The following is a 16,224-nucleotide window of genomic DNA, read 5'->3' on the forward strand; positions in this document are numbered from 1 at the left end:
GTCGTCACCCACCCTGGTTCGTGAGCACGCGGGCCAGTTCCAGGCGCTTGATCTTCGTGGTGGCCGTCTGCGGCAGATCGGCGAGCCGCCACTGCACGGGATCGGCCATGGCCGGCAGCCCCTCGGCCGCGGCCCGCCACGCTTCGAGATCCAGCGGTACGTCGTCCTTGGTGCACACCACGGGTACGGCCCTGCCGTCCGCGCCGGGGATGATGATGACCTCGGCGAGGTCGTCGAGCCGGGCGAACAGCCGGTCCTCGGCGGCCAGCGTGGAGCCGAAGCCCTCGATGACGTCGACCTCGCGGTCCAGCAGATGCAGACAGCCCCACTTGGTGCGGTAGCCCACGTCTCCCATGCGCCACCAGCCGCCCTCCGACAACTGCTTGTCGTAACGCGCCTGTTCGCCGAGATAGGTGACGATGCGGCCGTCGCTCTTCACCTCGATGAACCCGGGATTGTCCTTGGACGGCGGCTGCCCGTTGCGGCTGACGACCCGTACGTCCGTCATACCGGGGAAGGGCATCCCCACACAGCGCCCGTCGGCCTCCGCGGCCCGCCGCCTGCTGAAGGAGCGCGCGACGGCCGGCCCGATCTCGCTCTGCCCGTACAGCTGCCCGAAGACGGCCGCCCGGCGGTCCGTCGCACCCAGCAGCCGCTGTACGGTCCGCGGGTGGATGGCGTCGAACGTACTGCTGTAGAGCTTGACGTTGGACAGGGGCCGGCGCGGGTCGTCCGCCAACTCCTCCCATTTCATGAAGGAGTTGGGATGGGCCTCCAGAATTCCCGGCCGCAGCCGCGCGAAAAGTTCCCCCACATGAGCGGGGTCGGAATCGGCGAGTACGACGATGGGAAATCCGCGATGCAGTGAGATCGCGAGCGCCGTGAACAGCCGGGAGTGCACGAACGACACATGCATGGCGATCGTCTCGCGCCCCCGGATGAGCGGCGTGACGACGGAGGCCTGGGGCCGGTAACGCGCCTGCAGGGTCCGCCCGGTGTGCACGGCGAGCTTCGGTGTGCCGGTGGTGCCCGACGTGTGCGTGATGAGCGCCGGGTGCTCGGGCGGCATGGTCACCGCGGCGACGCGCTCGACTCCCTCGAACTCGCTCAGCGCGGTGGCGGCAGGGTGGCTGCCGGAGGTCAGCAGCACTCCGGACGCCAGCCCGACCACCGAGCCGGGCAGCTCCTGCTCCAGCTTCGCCTGGTCGGTCACGAGATACGGCCGGTCGGTGCGCCGCACCAGCTCGGTGACCGTCTCCCCGTCGAGCTTGGGTGACAGCAGCACCGGTACGGCGCCGACACGGGCCGTGGCACACGCCAGCAGGGTGATGTCGAATCCGTCGGACTTGTAGATGACCACGCGGTCGCCGGGCCTGACCCGTGCCGCCCACAGCCGGGACGCGAAGTCGTCGACCAGGTCGGCGACTTCGGCGACCGTGGCGCGGCGGCCGAGGCCGGGCGCGATGTCGAGATCATGGTCGAGAATCAGTATGTTCGCGGGGTGCCGGGCGGCCGCTCGCTCGAAGAGCGTCCCGAGCCGGATTCCCCGGTTTCCTATCCGTTGCAGCAACACGTGCTCGCCCTCTCCTACCCAGGCTTCACAGGCTCGGAATTCAGCTCTTGAATTCGCTTTCGATGACGTCCTTGATGCGCTCCACGGTCGCCGCCAGATCCTTTTCCAGCTTGGCTCCCCAGTCGGCGAAGAACGCCTGCTTCCGCTCCGCGTCCATCTCCGCGGTGATCCCCCGGATTCCCTCCGTCGGGGCGCCCATCCTGAAGTGATGGACCAGTCGGCTGCCGCCGCCCTCGGCCTCGATGTCGAAGGTCCAGACGCTCTCCTGCTTCCGCCCCGTCGAGTCCTGGATCGCCCAGGAGAAGGTGACGCCGGCCTCGGCCGCGACCACCTCGGAACGGGTGCTCCACGCACCGCGCACGACGGGGGCCCACGCGACCACGTCCTCGTCACGGTGGTTGTCACCGCGGAAGACGGCACCCACGGTGGCGGCTTCGCCCTCCACCCACTCCCCGCCGACACACTCCTCGCTCCAGTCGCCGCTGCGGCCGAGGTCGCTGACGACGGAGTAGACCTGAAGGGGCGTGGCGTCGATGTGCACGTCGGCCGCGACCTTGAACAGAGAGCTTTCCTCAACGACGTTTTCACTCACGGTCTTGTCACCCACGGTCTTGTCACTCCCGGTGTTTTCCGCTGATGCCGGAATGCTGCGCCGGCTGGAAGGCGTGAGCAAAAAGGCCTGTGAGGGTCCGTCAAGTCCAACGGTCACCGTTTCTGCGGGACTTGGAGCTTGAGGCTCGGGACTTGACGAAGAATGCGTGGGCTTCGCGCGAGTGCCCTCCCCCGGTGGAAGAATCCAGGGCCATGCGTGCCGCCTATGCCGAACAGCTCGGCCCACCCGACGTCATTCGCTACGGACAGCTCGCCGCACCCGTGCCGGGTCCCGACGAGGTCCTCGTCGACGTACGGGCCACCACGGTCAACCCCGTGGACACCTTTGTCCGTTCAGGGGTCTTCCGTACGCCGCTGGAGTTCCCCTTCGTCATAGGCCGCGACCTGGTGGGCACGGTCGCGTCGCCCGGGGGCGGGTTCGCCGTCGGCGACGCGGTGTGGTGCAACAGCCTCGGCCACGGCGGCCGTCAGGGGGCGGCGGCCGAGCAGGCGGTGGTGCCGGTGGACCGGCTCTACCGGCTCCCGCCGGGCGTGGCTCCCGAGATCGCGGTGGCCGTGGTCCACCCGGCCGCCACCGCGTATCTCGCCCTGTTCACCCACGGCGGTCTGTGCCCGGGCGAGACGGTCCTGGTCGCCGGGGCCGCGGGCAACGTGGGCGCCGCGCTGGTGGTCCTCGCGGTGCGCGCGGGTGCCCGTGTGATCGCGACGGCGGCGGCTCGCGACCACGACTACTGCCGGAGTCTGGGGGCGGCCGAGATCGTGGACTACCGCGACCTCGACCTCACTCGCCGCCTCGCGGAGCTGGCCCCCGCCGGAGTCGACGTCCACGTCGACACCTCCGGCCGCAACGACCTCACCTCCGCCGTCGCCCTCCTCGCCCACCGCGGCCGCATCGTCCTGCTGGCCGGCGCCAAGGACGAACCCGTCCTCCCGGTCGGCCCCCTCTACATGAAGGACGCCTCCGTGCGGGGCTTCGCCATATCCCACGCCACCCCCTCGGAACTCGCCTCGGCGGCGACCACCATCAACGACCTGCTGTCCCGGGGCCTGTTGCACCCCCGCGCCATGGAGCCGCTGCCCCTCAGCACCGCCGCGGACGTCCACCACCGCATGGAACGCGGTGAACTCCACGGCAAACGGATCGTCCTGCACACCAACTCCTGAACCGCCGCCGGGTTCCTCGCCCCCGCCGCCCCTACCCGTCCCATCCCCAGGGGCTCCGCCCCTTCGACCCCGTTCGGTTGCGTGTCGGGTGCGGGTGGGTGGGGGCTGGTCGCGCAGTTCCCCGCGCCCCTAACGGCGCGGGGCTGCGCCCCGCGATCCCCCGCCCGCCCCCAGTTCTTTAGGGGCGCGGGGAACTGCGCAATCTTTTAGGGGGGTCTGGGGGCGCAGCCCCCAGGAACGGGATGGGACGGGTAGGGGCGGCGGGGGCGAAAATCCCGCCGTCACCCACCCCACGGCAGCCACGCCCGGACCAGAAACCCCCCGTCCCCCTCACCCCCGTGCTCCAACCAGCCCCCCGCCAACGTCGCCCGCTCCGTAAGCCCAATGAGCCCCTGCCCCGACCCGGGGACATGGGGAACGTCCCCCGGCGGCGCGGGATTGTGGACGGACACCGTCAGGCCGTCCCCGGGCGCCCCGCGGAGCGTCACCGTGACCTCGGCCCCCGGCGCGTGCTTACGCGCGTTCGTCAGCCCCTCCTGAGCGATCCGGTACGCGGTACGCCCAACGGACGCGGGAACGACGGCCGGATCGGCGACACGGTTGTCGAGGACGACCTTCATACCGGCCGAGCGGGACTCGGCGACCAGCCCGTCGAGCCCGCCGAGCGTCGGCTGCGGCCGCCCCGCATCGTCGGAGTCCCCCGCCCGCAACACCCCGATGATCTCCCGCAGATCCTGCAACGCCTCGTGCGCGCTCTCCCGGATCACCCCGGCCGCCCGTGCGACCTCCTCGCGCGGCGCGTCCGGCCGGAACTCCAGCGCCCCCGCGTGCACGCTCAGCAGGGTGAGCCGATGCGCGAGCACGTCGTGCATCTCGCGCGCGATGGCCTCGCGGGCGAGCCGCTGCGCCTGCTCGGCCCGCAGCTCCGCCTCCGTCTCGGCCCGCCGCGCCCGGTCCCGCAGACTCAGCATGAGCTGGCGCTTGGACCGTACGAACATGCCCCAGCCGACCACCGTCGCGGTGAGCAGCGCGGTGACGGCGACCGCGGCGGCGTACGACAGGTCGGGGTCGGGGCGCAGCCAGAAGAACAGCGGGGTCAGCGCGAGCGAGACACCGGCGAGCCATCCCACGTACTTGAAGGGCCGGTGCACGGCGAGCGTGAACAGAGCCACCATGGCCGCGCCGCCCGCGGTGTTCGAGACCAGCCCGACCGAGACCATCGCCACCGCGAGCCCCAGCGGCCGGCGCCGCCGCAGCCAGACCGCCGCGCAGGCGAGCGCGCCGAGCCACTGGTCGGCGACGGCGAGACCGTGCGGGGTGTTCGGGTCGTGGTTCAGCGTGTTCGCGGCCGCCAGCCCGATGACGACGGCCAGCAGGAAGCATCCGAAGTCGACGAACCAGTCGCGCACGGTGCGCCGTGGCCGCCCGCCCCGGCCCGCGTGTTCGGCGTCGGGGTCCAGCTCGGCGACCACGGCCGAGGGCAGCAGCCATCGCCGCCCGGGCAGGGCCTGCCCAGCGGGCACCGGCCGCCTGGCCAGTCCCTCCGCCGAAGACGCCGTCTCACGCGCCGGATGGTCACCACTCACGGTCGACAAATCTACGCAGCCGCGCCCGCCGCCACCTCCCCGCGACCGGGATCGCCGACCAAAGTCGCACCACTTCAGACTTTCGTCCCGCCCCGTCGCGACGACCCGCGACTTCGGCCGGACATGCCTCACCCCGCGGCCGATGAACGTGGGGGAGCCGCGGGGCGAGGGCCATGACATGAAGCGGATGCTGGAGCTGTTCGGTTGTGTCGCCCTGGTTCAGGGCGCCCTGGGCCTGGTGCACGGGATCACCGGCCGACCGCACGGGTGGGGGCTCGTGCAGAGCGGCTCGGTTTCCTCGACGGCTACGAGAGCTGCGCGAGCGTCGCACTTCTCGTACTGGCGTTCGCGCTGTTCGCCGCCGCCGGGAGCCGGAAGCCCGGCTGAACGCGGACCGGGCTTCCGGCGGACCGGTCACCGGTGGACCACCGGCGGGTCACCATCCGATCAGGAGCCGATCAGGAGCCGATCGCAGCGGATCAGCAGCTGAAGTTGATCAGCTTGAAGGTGACGTAGTGGTCCGAGGTGTAGTAGTCCTCCTGCGTCTTCTGACCGGTCACGATGCGACGGGCACCACGCGTCGAGGAGCCGGGCGTGATGACCGTGTACTCGTGGTAGTAGCCGGTGGACTGGGAGGGCAGGACGCCCTCCCGGTTCTGGAAGACGACCCCGTCCTGCGAGTACGGGAAGGGACCTCCCGAATCGATCAGGTCCAGCGTGTCGTACGCCTGTGACGGCAGCGCGCTGTAACAGATGCTGCCCACGGCAGTCGCCGCCGCGTTGGCCGGTACCACGGCGGTGCCGCCGATGAGCAGGGCGGACATGAGGGCGACAAGAGCGCCGATGCGGGTGGTTCGTGGGGGGAATCTCATGGACATAGAATGACGCGCGTAGACCCTGGCATGTCAATGTCAAGGTAAGGGTTTTCTCCCGCCAAGTCCGATGAGTTTTCCGGGAGTTAACCTGCCGACCGGCGTCCCCACGCGGTCCCCGCGAGGACGAGTACGCCGCCCATCAGCCCCAATGCGCCAAGGCGTTCACCGCCGAGGGCGATCCCCGCGGCGGCGGCCCACAGAGGCTCGGTGCCGAGCAGCAGGCTGACCCGGGACGGCGAGGTCCGGCGTACCGCCCACATCTGCACGAAGAAGGCGAACAGCGTGCAGAACGCCGAGAGGAAGAGCAGTCCGGCCCACTCCCGCGCGCCGAAACCCGCGGCCGTGCTCCACGGCGTGGCGTCGGAGCCGGTGCACAGTACGGCGAACACCGCCACGGCGGCGCCCAGTTGGGCAGTGGTGAGCGACAGCGCGTCGGCGCCCTGGACGGACTTGATACGGGACATGGCTAGCACGTGCACGGTCCGGACGAGGGCCGCGAGGAGCATCAGCAGATCGCCCTGCGAGGGGCGGGTGAAGCCGCCGCCCTGGGTGAGCAGCACGACGCCGAGCACGGAGACACCGGCCGCGGCGAGGAACGCGCGCGAGGGCCGGACACGGGTCACCGCCGCTTCGGCGAGCGGCGTGAAGATCATGGTGAGGCTGATGATGAGGCCGGCGTTGGTCGCCGAGGTGTGGACGACGCCGTACGTCTCCAGGAGGAAGATCCCGCTCAGGATGAGCCCGAGCACTCCGGCCCCGCGCCACTGCGCTGCCGTCAGGGCCCGCAGCGACCGCCATCCCGCCGTCACCAGCACCGGCAGCACGATCGCGAAGCGCAGCACCAGCACGGCGATCACCGTCCGTGCGGTGGTGATGTCCTTGGCGGCGAGATAGCTCGCACCCCACACCACCGCCACGAGCAGCACGGGCAGGTCGGTGAGCCAGGCACGGCGGGGCGCGAGCGCGCCGGGTACGGCGATCGAGGACATGGGAGCGGTCTCCAGCGGTTGTCGCAGGACAGGCAGCGCGGAGACGTCGGCGCTCCCACGGGGGACGATCACCGTACAGGCGGGGGTGGATGAGGGCTACACCCTTTTCTTCCGCTGAGCGGTTCCGCGAACGCGCCCGCACTTCCCCGGCAGCGCTCAGTAGCTCCCGTACGTGGGGCGGCCCTCCCGCTCGTACGTGTGGAGGGCGACGCCCGCGCTCGTGATGCTGCCCCGGGCGTGCCGGAACGCGGTGGGGACGGCGCCCTCACCGAAGAGGCGGCGGCCGGTGCCGAGTACGACCGGGAAGGTCAGCAGGTGCAGGGTGTCGACCAGGCCGAGCGCGAACAGGGACTGGGCGAGGGCACCGCTGCCGTGGACCTGGAGTTCGCCGTCGATGCGCTCCTTGAGGGAGGTGACCTCCTTGCCCAGCTCGCCGGCGATCACCGTCGTACCGTTCCAGTCGGCGTGCGTGAGGCTCGACGAAGCGACGTACTTGGGCAGGGAGTTCAGCTGGGAGGCGATCGGGTTGTCCGGGTCGGTGACTTTCGGCCAGTAGCCCGCGAAGATCTCGTACGTCCGCCGGCCCAGCAGGAAGGAGTCCGCGCGGGAGATGACACCGGTGATGAAGCGTCCGAACTCCTCGTCCCCGTACGGAACGCTCCAGCCGCCGTGCTCGAAGCCGCCGCTCGGGTCCTCCTCGGGACCGCCCGGGGCCTGCATGACGCCGTCGAGGGTGACGAAACTCGTGAGGATGAGCTTGCCCATGGAGGGTGCCTTCTTCCTTCGGTGGGGTCTGCTGTCATCAGGGCAGACCCCATGGGCACCCGCAACTCATCGGTCCACCGGAACGCGGTGTCCGTTCGCCGCCAGTATCTCGGTGCCGCGGCGGCTGAGATGGACGCATGACCTCACAACGAACCATGAACGGCAAAGTGGCCCTGGTGACTGGCGGGAGCCGCGGTATCGGGGCGGCGACGGCGGTACGGCTCGCCCGGGAGGGCGCGGATGTGGCCGTCACGTACGTGCGCGGCAAGGAGGACGCGGACGACGTCGTGCGCGCCGTCGAGGCGCTCGGGCGGCGCGGGGTGGCTCTGCGGGCGGACTCCGCGGAGCCGGAGGAGGCCGCCGGTGCCGTGCGGCGCGCGGCGGAGGAGCTGGGCGGCCTCGACGTCCTCGTGAACAACGTGGGCGTAGGTGTGCTCGCCCCGCTGGACAGCCTCTCTCTCGCCGATGTCGACCGGGTCCTCGCCGTGAACGTACGCGGTGTCTTCCTCGCGTCCCAGGCGGCTGCCTCCCGCATGGACCGCGGCGGGCGGATCGTCACGGTCGGCACCTGCATGACACAGCGAGTGCCCGGGCCCGGCGGAACCCTCTACGCGACCAGCAAGTCCGCCCTGATCGGCCTCACGAAGGCGCTGGCGCGGGAGCTGGGGGATCGGGGGATCACCGCGAACATCGTCCATCCCGGGCCGATCGACACGGACATGAATCCGGCGGGTGGGCCGTATGCGGCGGGTCAGGCTTCGATGACTGCGCTGGGGCGGTTCGGTGCGGTGGATGACGTGGCGTCGTTGGTGGCGTATCTGGCGGGGGTGGAGGCGGGGTACGTCACCGGGGCGGAGTTCTCGGTGGACGGGGGGCACGCGGCGTAGAGCCGGGTTGTTCTCGCCCCCGCCGCCCTTACCCGTCCCATCCCTGGGGGCTGCACCCCCAGACCCCCCTCAAAGATTGCGCCACAGTCGTCTGCGGGTGGGTGGGGGTTGCTCGCGCAGTTCCCCGCGCCCCTAAAAGGGGCGCGGGGAACGCTTGTCAGCCGCCGAGTTCCTGGTGGCGGGAGGACAGGTGGGACGTGCCCTCCGGCGTCAGGGAGCCGAACAGGTGGAGTCGGGAGATGCCGCCGTCCGGGAAGATGTCGACGCGCGCGTGGGTGGCGGTGGCGGGCGCGGCGAGGGTGAAGCGGTGGTTGGTGTCGGGCTGCAGGCGGGTCCGGGGAAGGATCTCGGTCCAGTCGGCGTCGTCGCCGTTCTTGACGGACACCGACGCCCAGCCCGCCGAGTTGCCCTTCAGATACGCCGTGTCGATCTCGATCGCACGGATCTCGGACTGCGCCACGAGCTGGTACCGAATCCAGTCGTTCCCCTGGTCCCGACGCCGACGCGTCTCCCAGCCGTCGTCCATCTTGCGGGAGCGCCCCGGCTGAATGGTGTTCGTGGCGGGCGAGTAGAAGAGGTTGGAGGCGTCCTCCACCTGGCCACCGTTCTCCAGGGCGACCACGTCGAAGGTGCCGAGCACGGACAGCCACTTCGGGTCGGGCACGACCTCGCCGTACACGCGCAGCCGGGCGACACCCCCGTCGGGGTGCTGGTTGACACGCAGATGCGTGAAGCGCTGCTCGACGGAGACGGCGAAACCGTTCGCCGCGTGCCCGCCGACCGCCGTGCGCGGCACGAGCGTCGTCCACTTGACGTCGTCCGCGTGCAGCTCCTCCGGCGAGGGGGAGCCGGCGACCGAGACACCCTCGACCGACACCGCCTGCGGGTAGTTGCCACGGAAGTGGGCCGTGTCGATCACGATCCCGCGGATGACGCCGGGCGCGCCCAGCCGGACCAGCGCCCAGTCGTGGTCCTCGGCCGTCGGCCACGGGTGCTCGGCCGAGACGCCACGGCGCCGCCGGGTCTCCCAGCCGTCCATGATCTTGCCCTTGTGGCCGAAGTGCTCCGGGTCGAACTCGGCGGCCCCGGGCAGGAGAAGGTTCTCGCGCTGGGCGAAGAACTCGTCGTTGGCGGCGATGACACCGGCGCCGAGCTGCCGGTCGGCGAGGTTGGCGTACTGGGTGAAGGGGAAGTCGGCGGTGCGGTAGTCCGCGTACGGGTCGCCGCCTCCGTAGGGGTTCGCGTCGCCGGTGAAGTGAGGTATCGCCGTCACGATGATCGATCTGCCTTTCGAGGGTCGGCCGCTGCGGGTGCGGGGCATTCAGGGGCTACGGGGGGGCAGGGACTACGGGTGGCGGGACAGGAGTTGACCGGTCGGCTCGCCGAACTCGCCCTCGGCCACGATGCGTTCGCCGCGCAGCCAGGTGGACTTGACGACGCCGCTGAGGGTCTTGCCCGCGTACGCCGTGACCCGGTTGCGGTGCTGGAGCGCGGCGGGGTCCACGGTGAAGGTCTCGTCGGGCGCGAGGACCGCGAAGTCGGCGTCGCGGCCCGCCTCGATGGCTCCCTTGCGATCGTCGAGGCCGACCAGCCGTGCCGTGCGGGAGGACATCCAGCGGACGACGTCCTCAAGGCCGTATCCACGCTTGCGGGCCTCGGTCCAGACGGCGGACAGGCTGAGCTGGAGGCCGGAGATGCCGCCCCACGCGGTCGCGAAGTCGTCGGTCTTCAGGTCGGCCGTGGACGGCGAGTGGTCGGTGACGACGCAGTCGATGGTGCCGTCGGCGAGCGCCTGCCACAACAGGTCCTGGTTGGCGGACTCACGGATGGGCGGGCAGCACTTGAACTCGCTGGCGCCGTCCGGGACTTCCTCCGCGGTGAGCGTGAGGTAGTGCGGGCAGGTCTCCACCGTGAGCCGTACGCCCTCGGCCTTCGCGGCGGCGATCAGCGGCAGCGCGTCGCTGGACGACAGGTGCAGCACGTGCACGCGCGCGTTGAGGCGCTTGGCCTGGGCGATGAGGTTCTCGATGGCGGTGTCCTCGGCGTCACGGGGGCGCGAGGCGAGGAAGTCGGCATACTTCTGGCCGCCCTTCTGCGGGGCGGCGGCGAGGTGGTGCGGGTCCTCGGCGTGCACGATCAGCAGGCCGCCGAAGCCGGCGATCTCGGCGAGGGACTGGGCGAGTTGCTCCTGGTCGAGCTCCGGGAACTCGTCCACGCCCGACGGGGACAGGAACGCCTTGAAGCCGAAGACGCCCGCGTCGTGCAGCGGCCGCAGGTCCTTGACGTTGTCGGGCAGCGCGCCGCCCCAGAAGCCGACGTCGATGTGCGCCTTGGAGCGGGCGACGTCCTTCTTGGTACGGAGGTTGTCGACCGTCGTCGTCGGCGGGAGGGAGTTGAGCGGCATGTCGACGAGCGTGGTGATGCCACCCGCCGCCGCGGCGCGCGTCGCCGTCCAGAAGCCCTCCCACTCCGTGCGGCCCGGGTCGTTCACATGCACGTGGGTGTCGACGAGGCCGGGCAGCAGGACGTCGTCGCCGAAGTCCTCCAGACGGGCACCGGCCGGTACCTCGGCGTCGTGCGCGAGCACCGCCGCGATCTTCCCCGCGGCGACCGCGACGGATGCGGCGCGCGTCCCTTCGGGAGTGATGACGCGCGTCGAGCGCAGCATCAGTTCGACCAATCCGACGTCGGACACCCGGACCCCTCTCTCTGCCGCTGTTGACTCCCGATACCGCGGGTTTACTTCCACGTAACGAAATTCAACGTTCTGTTGAAGGAGTCTTCACTCCGGCCCTCGCGCCGTCAAGGGCTCACCTCTCCACTCTCCCCCCAACGCGCCCCCTCTGGATGTTTCCACAAAGCGGAAGTAGAATTCCAGCAAGCAGAACGTAGCTACGCACCACCCAGGAGTCAACCGAGTCACAGGTAGGCTGCATCACCGCCTGCCAGTCGTGAAAGGACCGCCTCGTGCCGCCGTCCAGCGCCAGCACCACAGACGCCGCCAAGACCCCCGCCCCAAGTGGCGGCGTCCAGTCCCTCGAGCGCGCCTTCGACCTGCTCGAGCGTATGGCGGACGCCGGTGGCGAGGTCGGCCTGAGCGAGCTCTCCGCGAGCAGTGGGCTGCCGCTGCCCACCATCCACCGGCTCATGCGCACGCTGGTGGTCTGCGGTTATGTACGTCAGCAGCCCAACCGGCGGTACGCGCTCGGCCCCCGGCTGATCCGGCTCGGCGAATCCGCCTCCCGGCTGCTCGGCACCTGGGCCCGCCCCTACCTCGCACGCCTCGTCGAGGAGACCGGCGAGACCGCGAACATGGCGCTGCTCGACGGGGACGAGATCGTCTACGTCGCACAGGTGCCGTCCAAGCACTCCATGCGCATGTTCACCGAGGTGGGCCGCCGCGTGCTGCCGCACTCCACCGGTGTGGGCAAGGCACTGCTCGCCCACACCCCGGACGCCGAGGTGCGCGCGCTGCTGGGCCGTACCGGCATGCCCGCCGCGACGGAGAAGACGATCACCACGCCGGACGGCTTCCTCGCCGCGCTCGACGAGGTACGCCGGCTCGGCTACGCGGTCGACGACAACGAGCAGGAGATCGGCGTCCGCTGCCTGGCCGTCTCCGTGCCCGACTCCCCCACCGCCGCCGCCATCTCGATCTCCGGGCCCGCCGGCCGTGTCACCGAGGCGGCCACCGAGAAGATCGTGCCCGTGCTGCAGCAGGTCGCGGAAGAACTGTCGGTGGCACTGGCCAGCTCGGGCACCGGGGCCTGATCGGGCCCGTACCGCACAGCGCCTCGGGGCCAGGCCGGACCCGTCCCTCACAGCGCCCCGGACCTGATCAGACGAGTACCCGAAGCCGCCCGTCCGCCATCTCCCGTACCGCGTCCGCCTCCCCGAGGTGGGCGCGGTCGTGCGTGACGAGGACGGTGGCCGTGGCACGCTCGCGGGTGAGCCGGGCCAGCAGGTCGAGGACGGCCGCGCCCCGCTCGTGGTCGAGCGCGCTGGTCGGTTCGTCGACGAGGAGCACGGACGGTTCGTTGACCAGCGCGCGGGCGATGTTCACGCGCTGCCGTTGACCGCCGGAGAGCTGGTGCGGACGCCGGTGCGCCAGGTCGGCGAGCCCCACCGCCGCCAGCAACTCCCTCGCCCGGTCCGCCACTTGGCGCCGTCCGTCCAGGTGGCCCATCACCTGGAGCTGCTCCAGCGCCGTCAGCGAGGGCAGCAGGTTCGGCTGCTGGAAGACGATGCCGATCTCACGCCGCCGCAGCACGGCCCGTTCGGCGGGGCTCAGCGTCCCCGTCTCCGTACCGCCGACGAGGACGCGTCCGCGGTCCGGCGCGACCAGGGTCGCGGCGACCGCGAGCAGACTGGACTTGCCGGAGCCGGACGGGCCGACGATCGCCGTCATGGTCCCGGCCGGGACGTCGAGGCCGACCCGGTCGAGGGCGGTCAGCCGTCCGTCGCCGTCCGGATAGGTGAGGGTGACGTCGGCCAGGGACAGACACAAGGACAGGCTCATCGGGCACGTTCCGGTGTGATCATCGGGCACTCCCCAGTGCGGTCAGCGGGTCGACGGCGGTGATCCGCCGGATGGACAGGCCCGCGCCGAGCGCCCCGAGGGCGATCATCACGGCGGCGGGCCCGAGGACGGTCGGCGCGTCGAGGACGAACGGCACGTCGCCGCCCCGCACCAGCCCGCCGATCGCGGTGGCGAGTCCGGTGCCTAGGAGCGTCCCGGCGGTGAGCATCAGCACCGCCTGGCCGAGCGCGTCCCGCAGCAGATACGGCGTGGAGGCGCCCAGCGCCTTCAGCACGGCGATGTCGCCGGACCGCTGGATCGTCCACACCGTGAAGAACGCCCCTATGACGAGCGCCGAGATGACGAAGAGGAAGCCGCGCATCAGCTGGAGCGAGCCGTTCTCCGCCCGGTAGGAGCCGATGGCGGTGCGGGCGTCGTCCTTGGTGAGGGTCCTGGTGCCCGCGGCCCGGTCGCCCGCCGCGAGGTCGGCGCCGTCGGTGCGCAGGGCGACCACGGTGGCTTCGCCGGACAGGGCGGTCCACACCACCGGCGTATGGCTGTACGAGGCGTCGCCGGAGACCGCCGCGACGGTCCGCTCGGAGCCGCCGAGCCGTACCCGGTCTCCGGCTCCGACGCGGAGCTCGGCGGCGGCCTTCTCCGAGAGCACGATCCGGCCGGGGCCGACGCCGTGCGGGGCGATCCCGGAGTCCGGCCGCACGGCGAACGTCGACACCGCGGCCGTACGGTCCCCGGCGGCCGCGTTCAGCGTGCGGATGCCGATCGGCTCCGCCGAGGTGACGCCCGGCCGCTGGGCCCATGTCCGCCACGCCCGCGCGCGGACCGCCGAGTTGGTGAAGGACACCGACTGGCCGTCCGGCGGCGCGGCGAAGGCGAGGTGGTCGGCGGGCAGGCCGGTGACCGCCGAGGTGTTCTCCTTGGCGAGCCCGGCGGTCAGCCCGGACAGCAGCCCCACGAGCAGGGTGATCAACACGACCACGGCCCCCATGAGGGTGAACCGCCCCTTGGCGAACCGGAGGTCTCTCCATGCGACGAACATGCCCCCACCCTGCGGCCCGGGTGGCGTCCGGGGCATCGCGCCACGGCACGGTTCACCCGAATCGAAGGAGGGAGGCCGTGTCGTCGCATGGGGGAGTCGGGGACACCGATGGGCGGACCCCGCGCCGCCGAAGTACGGGGCCCTCTTTCAAACTTTCGGTTGACCGGGGCCCGCTCGCGTCCGCCTACCCTGGAACGACCATGGACGTCCTCCGCCGCTCCCCCGTCGTCGCCACCCTGCGCCTGTGCCTGTACGCACTGCTCGCGGGGCTTCTCGTGCTGGCCGCGGTCCGTGCCGGGGACAGCGCGCACCCCCTGGCCGTCGTCCTGTCGGTCCTGGGCATGGGCACGGTGTTCGCGGCGGGCGTCTGCACCCCGGCGGTGCACCGCTCACGGGGTGCGGCGGCGGTGTGGCTGGCCGCCCTGAGCGCGAGCTGGCTGGTGCTCCTCACCCTCTCGCCGGACGGCCTGTGGGCGGCGTTCCCCCTCTACTTCCTGCAGTTGCACCTGCTGCCCGTGCGCGGGCGCCTGCCCGCGGTCGCCCTGACGGCCGCGGCGGCCATCGCGAGCTTCCTGGCGCACGGCTCGCACCCCACGCCGGGCGCGTTCATCGGCCCGCTCCTCGGGGCGGCGGTAGCGGTCGCCACGGTGCTCGGATACGAGGCGCTGTACCGCGAGAGCGAGCGCCGCCGCGAGCTCATCGAGGAGCTCATCGCCACCCGTGCCGAGCTGGCCGACGCCGAGCGCACCGCGGGCACGCTCGCCGAGCGGGAGCGGCTCGCCCACGAGATCCACGACACCCTCGCGCAGGGCCTGTCCAGCATCCAGCTCCTGCTGCGCGCCGCCCAGCGCCTGCTGCCCGCGGACTCCCCGGCGGCCCCGCACATCGAACAGGCCCGCTCGACCGCCCAGGACAACCTCGCCGAGGCCCGCCGCTTCGTCCGCGCCCTGACCCCGCCCGACCTGGAACACGGCTCGCTCGCCGGAGCCCTGGAGCGGCTGTGCCGGTCGCGCGCCGTCGACGCCCCGACGATCCGCTTCTCGGTGAGCGGCCCCCCGGCCGAACTCCCGACCCCGTACGAGGTGGCCCTCCTGCGGATCGCCCAGTCGGCGCTCGGCAACACACTGCGGCACGCGCGCGCCGGCCGCGCCGAGATCACGCTCAGCTTCATGGACACGGCGGTCGCCCTGGACGTCGTGGACGACGGGGTCGGCTTCGCCCCCGACGCCGTACGCCCGGAGGGGGCCCGGGAGGACGGCGGTTTCGGTCTGCCCGCGATGCGCACGCGCGCGGAGTCGCTGGGCGGGACGTTCGCCGTCGAGTCGGCGCCCGGGCAGGGCACGGCGGTGGCGGTCACGCTCCCGCTGCCCGTCGCCGGGGAGCGGGTTCCTCGGCCGGCCGACACCAGCCGGCTTGCCCGGCAGCCGGCCGACACGGACCGAACTGCTCAGCCTGCCGACACGGACCGGACTGCTCAGCCTGCCGACGCGGACCGGATTCCTCGGTCCGCCGGCACGGACCGGCTCCCGCCCGTGCGTGCCGCCGGGAGCCGGGCATGACCATCCGCCTGCTGCTCGCGGACGACCATCCCGTCGTACGCGCCGGACTGCGCGCCGTCCTGTCGGCCGAGCCGGACTTCGAGATCGTCGCGGAGGCACCGACGGCGGAGGCCGCGGTCGAACGCGCCGGGGCGGGTGGCGTCGACGTCGTCCTCATGGACCTGCAGTTCGGTCCCGGTATGCACGGCGCGGAGGCCACGGCGGCGATCACGGCTCGCGCCGGCGCACCCCGCGTCCTGGTGCTGACCACGTACGACACCGACGCGGACATCCTGGCCGCGGTCGAGGCGGGCGCGGCGGGCTACCTCCTCAAGGACGCCCCGCCCGAGGAGCTCTCCGCGGCGGTGCGCACCGCCGCCTCGGGCCACTCGGCCCTCGCCCCCACGGTCGCCGACCGCCTGATGGACCGCATGCGCACCCCGGCCGCCGCCCTGAGCCGCCGCGAACTGGAAGTGCTCGAACTCGTCAAGGACGGCCTGTCCAACCAGCAGATCAGCAAGCGTCTGTTTCTGAGCCAGGCGACGGTGAAGTCCCACCTGGTGCACATCTACGCCAAGCTGGGCGTGGACTCGCGCACGGCGGCGGTGGCGGTGGCCACCGAGCGGGGCGTCATCCGGCGGAGAGGCTAGAGCCGGGCG

Annotated in this window: 15 protein-coding genes and 1 pseudogene; 6 read left to right on the plus strand and 10 right to left on the minus strand. The window is 71.7% G+C overall.

The window, feature by feature from the left end; translation table 11 throughout:
- Positions 1 to 4 precede the first annotated feature (4 nt).
- Together OIC96_RS09425 and OIC96_RS09430 are read right to left on the minus strand one after the other, a co-directional pair.
- Positions 5 to 1,573 (minus strand): class I adenylate-forming enzyme family protein, encoded by a 1,569-nt coding sequence (locus OIC96_RS09425; protein WP_330308311.1) that lies wholly within the window; start codon positions 1,571 to 1,573, stop codon positions 5 to 7.
- Positions 1,574 to 1,613: 40 nt separating this feature from the next.
- The gene (locus OIC96_RS09430) at positions 1,614 to 2,165 is read right to left on the minus strand and encodes an SRPBCC family protein (protein ID WP_330308310.1); all 552 of its coding nucleotides are present in this window, start codon (positions 2,163 to 2,165) and stop codon (positions 1,614 to 1,616) included.
- A 212-nt stretch (positions 2,166 to 2,377) separates the two neighbouring features.
- Here OIC96_RS09430 and OIC96_RS09435 point away from each other — a divergent pair, with 212 nt between their 5' ends.
- Positions 2,378 to 3,349, plus strand: coding sequence for an NADPH:quinone reductase (locus OIC96_RS09435; protein ID WP_330308309.1), 972 nt, complete (start codon positions 2,378 to 2,380; stop codon positions 3,347 to 3,349).
- A 281-nt stretch (positions 3,350 to 3,630) separates the two neighbouring features.
- Here OIC96_RS09435 and OIC96_RS09440 read toward each other — a convergent pair whose 3' ends face one another.
- On the minus strand, positions 3,631 to 4,887 hold the full coding sequence (locus OIC96_RS09440) for a sensor histidine kinase (protein ID WP_330310339.1): 1,257 nt from the start codon (positions 4,885 to 4,887) through the stop codon (positions 3,631 to 3,633).
- A 226-nt stretch (positions 4,888 to 5,113) separates the two neighbouring features.
- Between OIC96_RS09440 and OIC96_RS09445 the strand changes: the two are divergent.
- A pseudogene (locus OIC96_RS09445) lies at positions 5,114 to 5,322 on the plus strand (hypothetical protein).
- A gap of 92 nt (positions 5,323 to 5,414) precedes the next feature.
- On the opposite strand, the gene OIC96_RS09450 reads toward OIC96_RS09445, so the two are convergent.
- The 3 genes from OIC96_RS09450 to OIC96_RS09460 form a co-directional block, all read right to left on the minus strand.
- Positions 5,415 to 5,807 (minus strand): ribonuclease, encoded by a 393-nt coding sequence (locus OIC96_RS09450; protein ID WP_330308308.1) that lies wholly within the window; start codon positions 5,805 to 5,807, stop codon positions 5,415 to 5,417.
- A gap of 86 nt (positions 5,808 to 5,893) precedes the next feature.
- Positions 5,894 to 6,799 (minus strand): DMT family transporter, encoded by a 906-nt coding sequence (locus tag OIC96_RS09455; protein ID WP_330308307.1) that lies wholly within the window; start codon positions 6,797 to 6,799, stop codon positions 5,894 to 5,896.
- A gap of 156 nt (positions 6,800 to 6,955) precedes the next feature.
- Positions 6,956 to 7,564 carry a dihydrofolate reductase family protein gene (locus tag OIC96_RS09460; protein WP_330308306.1) on the minus strand — a complete coding sequence of 203 codons (609 nt, stop codon included), beginning with the start codon at positions 7,562 to 7,564 and terminating at the stop codon, positions 6,956 to 6,958.
- 137 nt (positions 7,565 to 7,701) lie between these two features.
- On the opposite strand from OIC96_RS09460, the gene OIC96_RS09465 reads away from it, so the two are divergent.
- Positions 7,702 to 8,451 carry an SDR family oxidoreductase gene (locus tag OIC96_RS09465; RefSeq protein ID WP_330308305.1) on the plus strand — a complete coding sequence of 250 codons (750 nt, stop codon included), beginning with the start codon at positions 7,702 to 7,704 and terminating at the stop codon, positions 8,449 to 8,451.
- Positions 8,452 to 8,608: 157 nt separating this feature from the next.
- Here the strand turns inward: OIC96_RS09465 and alc are convergent, their stop codons facing one another.
- Together alc and allB are read right to left on the minus strand one after the other, a co-directional pair.
- On the minus strand, positions 8,609 to 9,724 hold the full coding sequence (gene alc, locus OIC96_RS09470) for an allantoicase (protein WP_330308304.1): 1,116 nt from the start codon (positions 9,722 to 9,724) through the stop codon (positions 8,609 to 8,611).
- A 72-nt stretch (positions 9,725 to 9,796) separates the two neighbouring features.
- A complete protein-coding gene (gene allB / locus OIC96_RS09475; RefSeq protein ID WP_330310338.1) occupies positions 9,797 to 11,119 on the minus strand; it encodes an allantoinase AllB in 1,323 nt (440 codons plus the stop codon).
- A gap of 299 nt (positions 11,120 to 11,418) precedes the next feature.
- On the opposite strand from allB, the gene OIC96_RS09480 reads away from it, so the two are divergent.
- The gene (locus tag OIC96_RS09480; protein ID WP_330308303.1) at positions 11,419 to 12,222 is read left to right on the plus strand and encodes an IclR family transcriptional regulator; all 804 of its coding nucleotides are present in this window, start codon (positions 11,419 to 11,421) and stop codon (positions 12,220 to 12,222) included.
- A gap of 67 nt (positions 12,223 to 12,289) precedes the next feature.
- Here the strand turns inward: OIC96_RS09480 and OIC96_RS09485 are convergent, their stop codons facing one another.
- Positions 12,290 to 12,958 (minus strand): ABC transporter ATP-binding protein, encoded by a 669-nt coding sequence (locus OIC96_RS09485; RefSeq protein ID WP_330310337.1) that lies wholly within the window; start codon positions 12,956 to 12,958, stop codon positions 12,290 to 12,292.
- A 31-nt stretch (positions 12,959 to 12,989) separates the two neighbouring features.
- Positions 12,990 to 14,027 carry an ABC transporter permease gene (locus OIC96_RS09490; RefSeq protein WP_330308302.1) on the minus strand — a complete coding sequence of 346 codons (1,038 nt, stop codon included), beginning with the start codon at positions 14,025 to 14,027 and terminating at the stop codon, positions 12,990 to 12,992.
- Positions 14,028 to 14,227: 200 nt separating this feature from the next.
- Between OIC96_RS09490 and OIC96_RS09495 the strand changes: the two genes are divergently transcribed.
- Together OIC96_RS09495 and OIC96_RS09500 are read left to right on the plus strand one after the other, a co-directional pair.
- Complete coding sequence (locus OIC96_RS09495) at positions 14,228 to 15,586, plus strand: sensor histidine kinase (protein ID WP_330308301.1); 1,359 nt, start codon at positions 14,228 to 14,230, stop codon at positions 15,584 to 15,586.
- A complete protein-coding gene (locus OIC96_RS09500) occupies positions 15,583 to 16,215 on the plus strand; it encodes a response regulator transcription factor (protein WP_327432883.1) in 633 nt (210 codons plus the stop codon). Before OIC96_RS09495 ends, OIC96_RS09500 begins: the two co-directional genes overlap by 4 nt.
- Positions 16,216 to 16,224 lie beyond the last annotated feature (9 nt).

Origin of the sequence: Streptomyces sp. NBC_00775 (assembly GCF_036347135.1) — a bacterium.
Classification (GTDB): Bacteria; Actinomycetota; Actinomycetes; order Streptomycetales; family Streptomycetaceae; genus Streptomyces; species Streptomyces lutosisoli.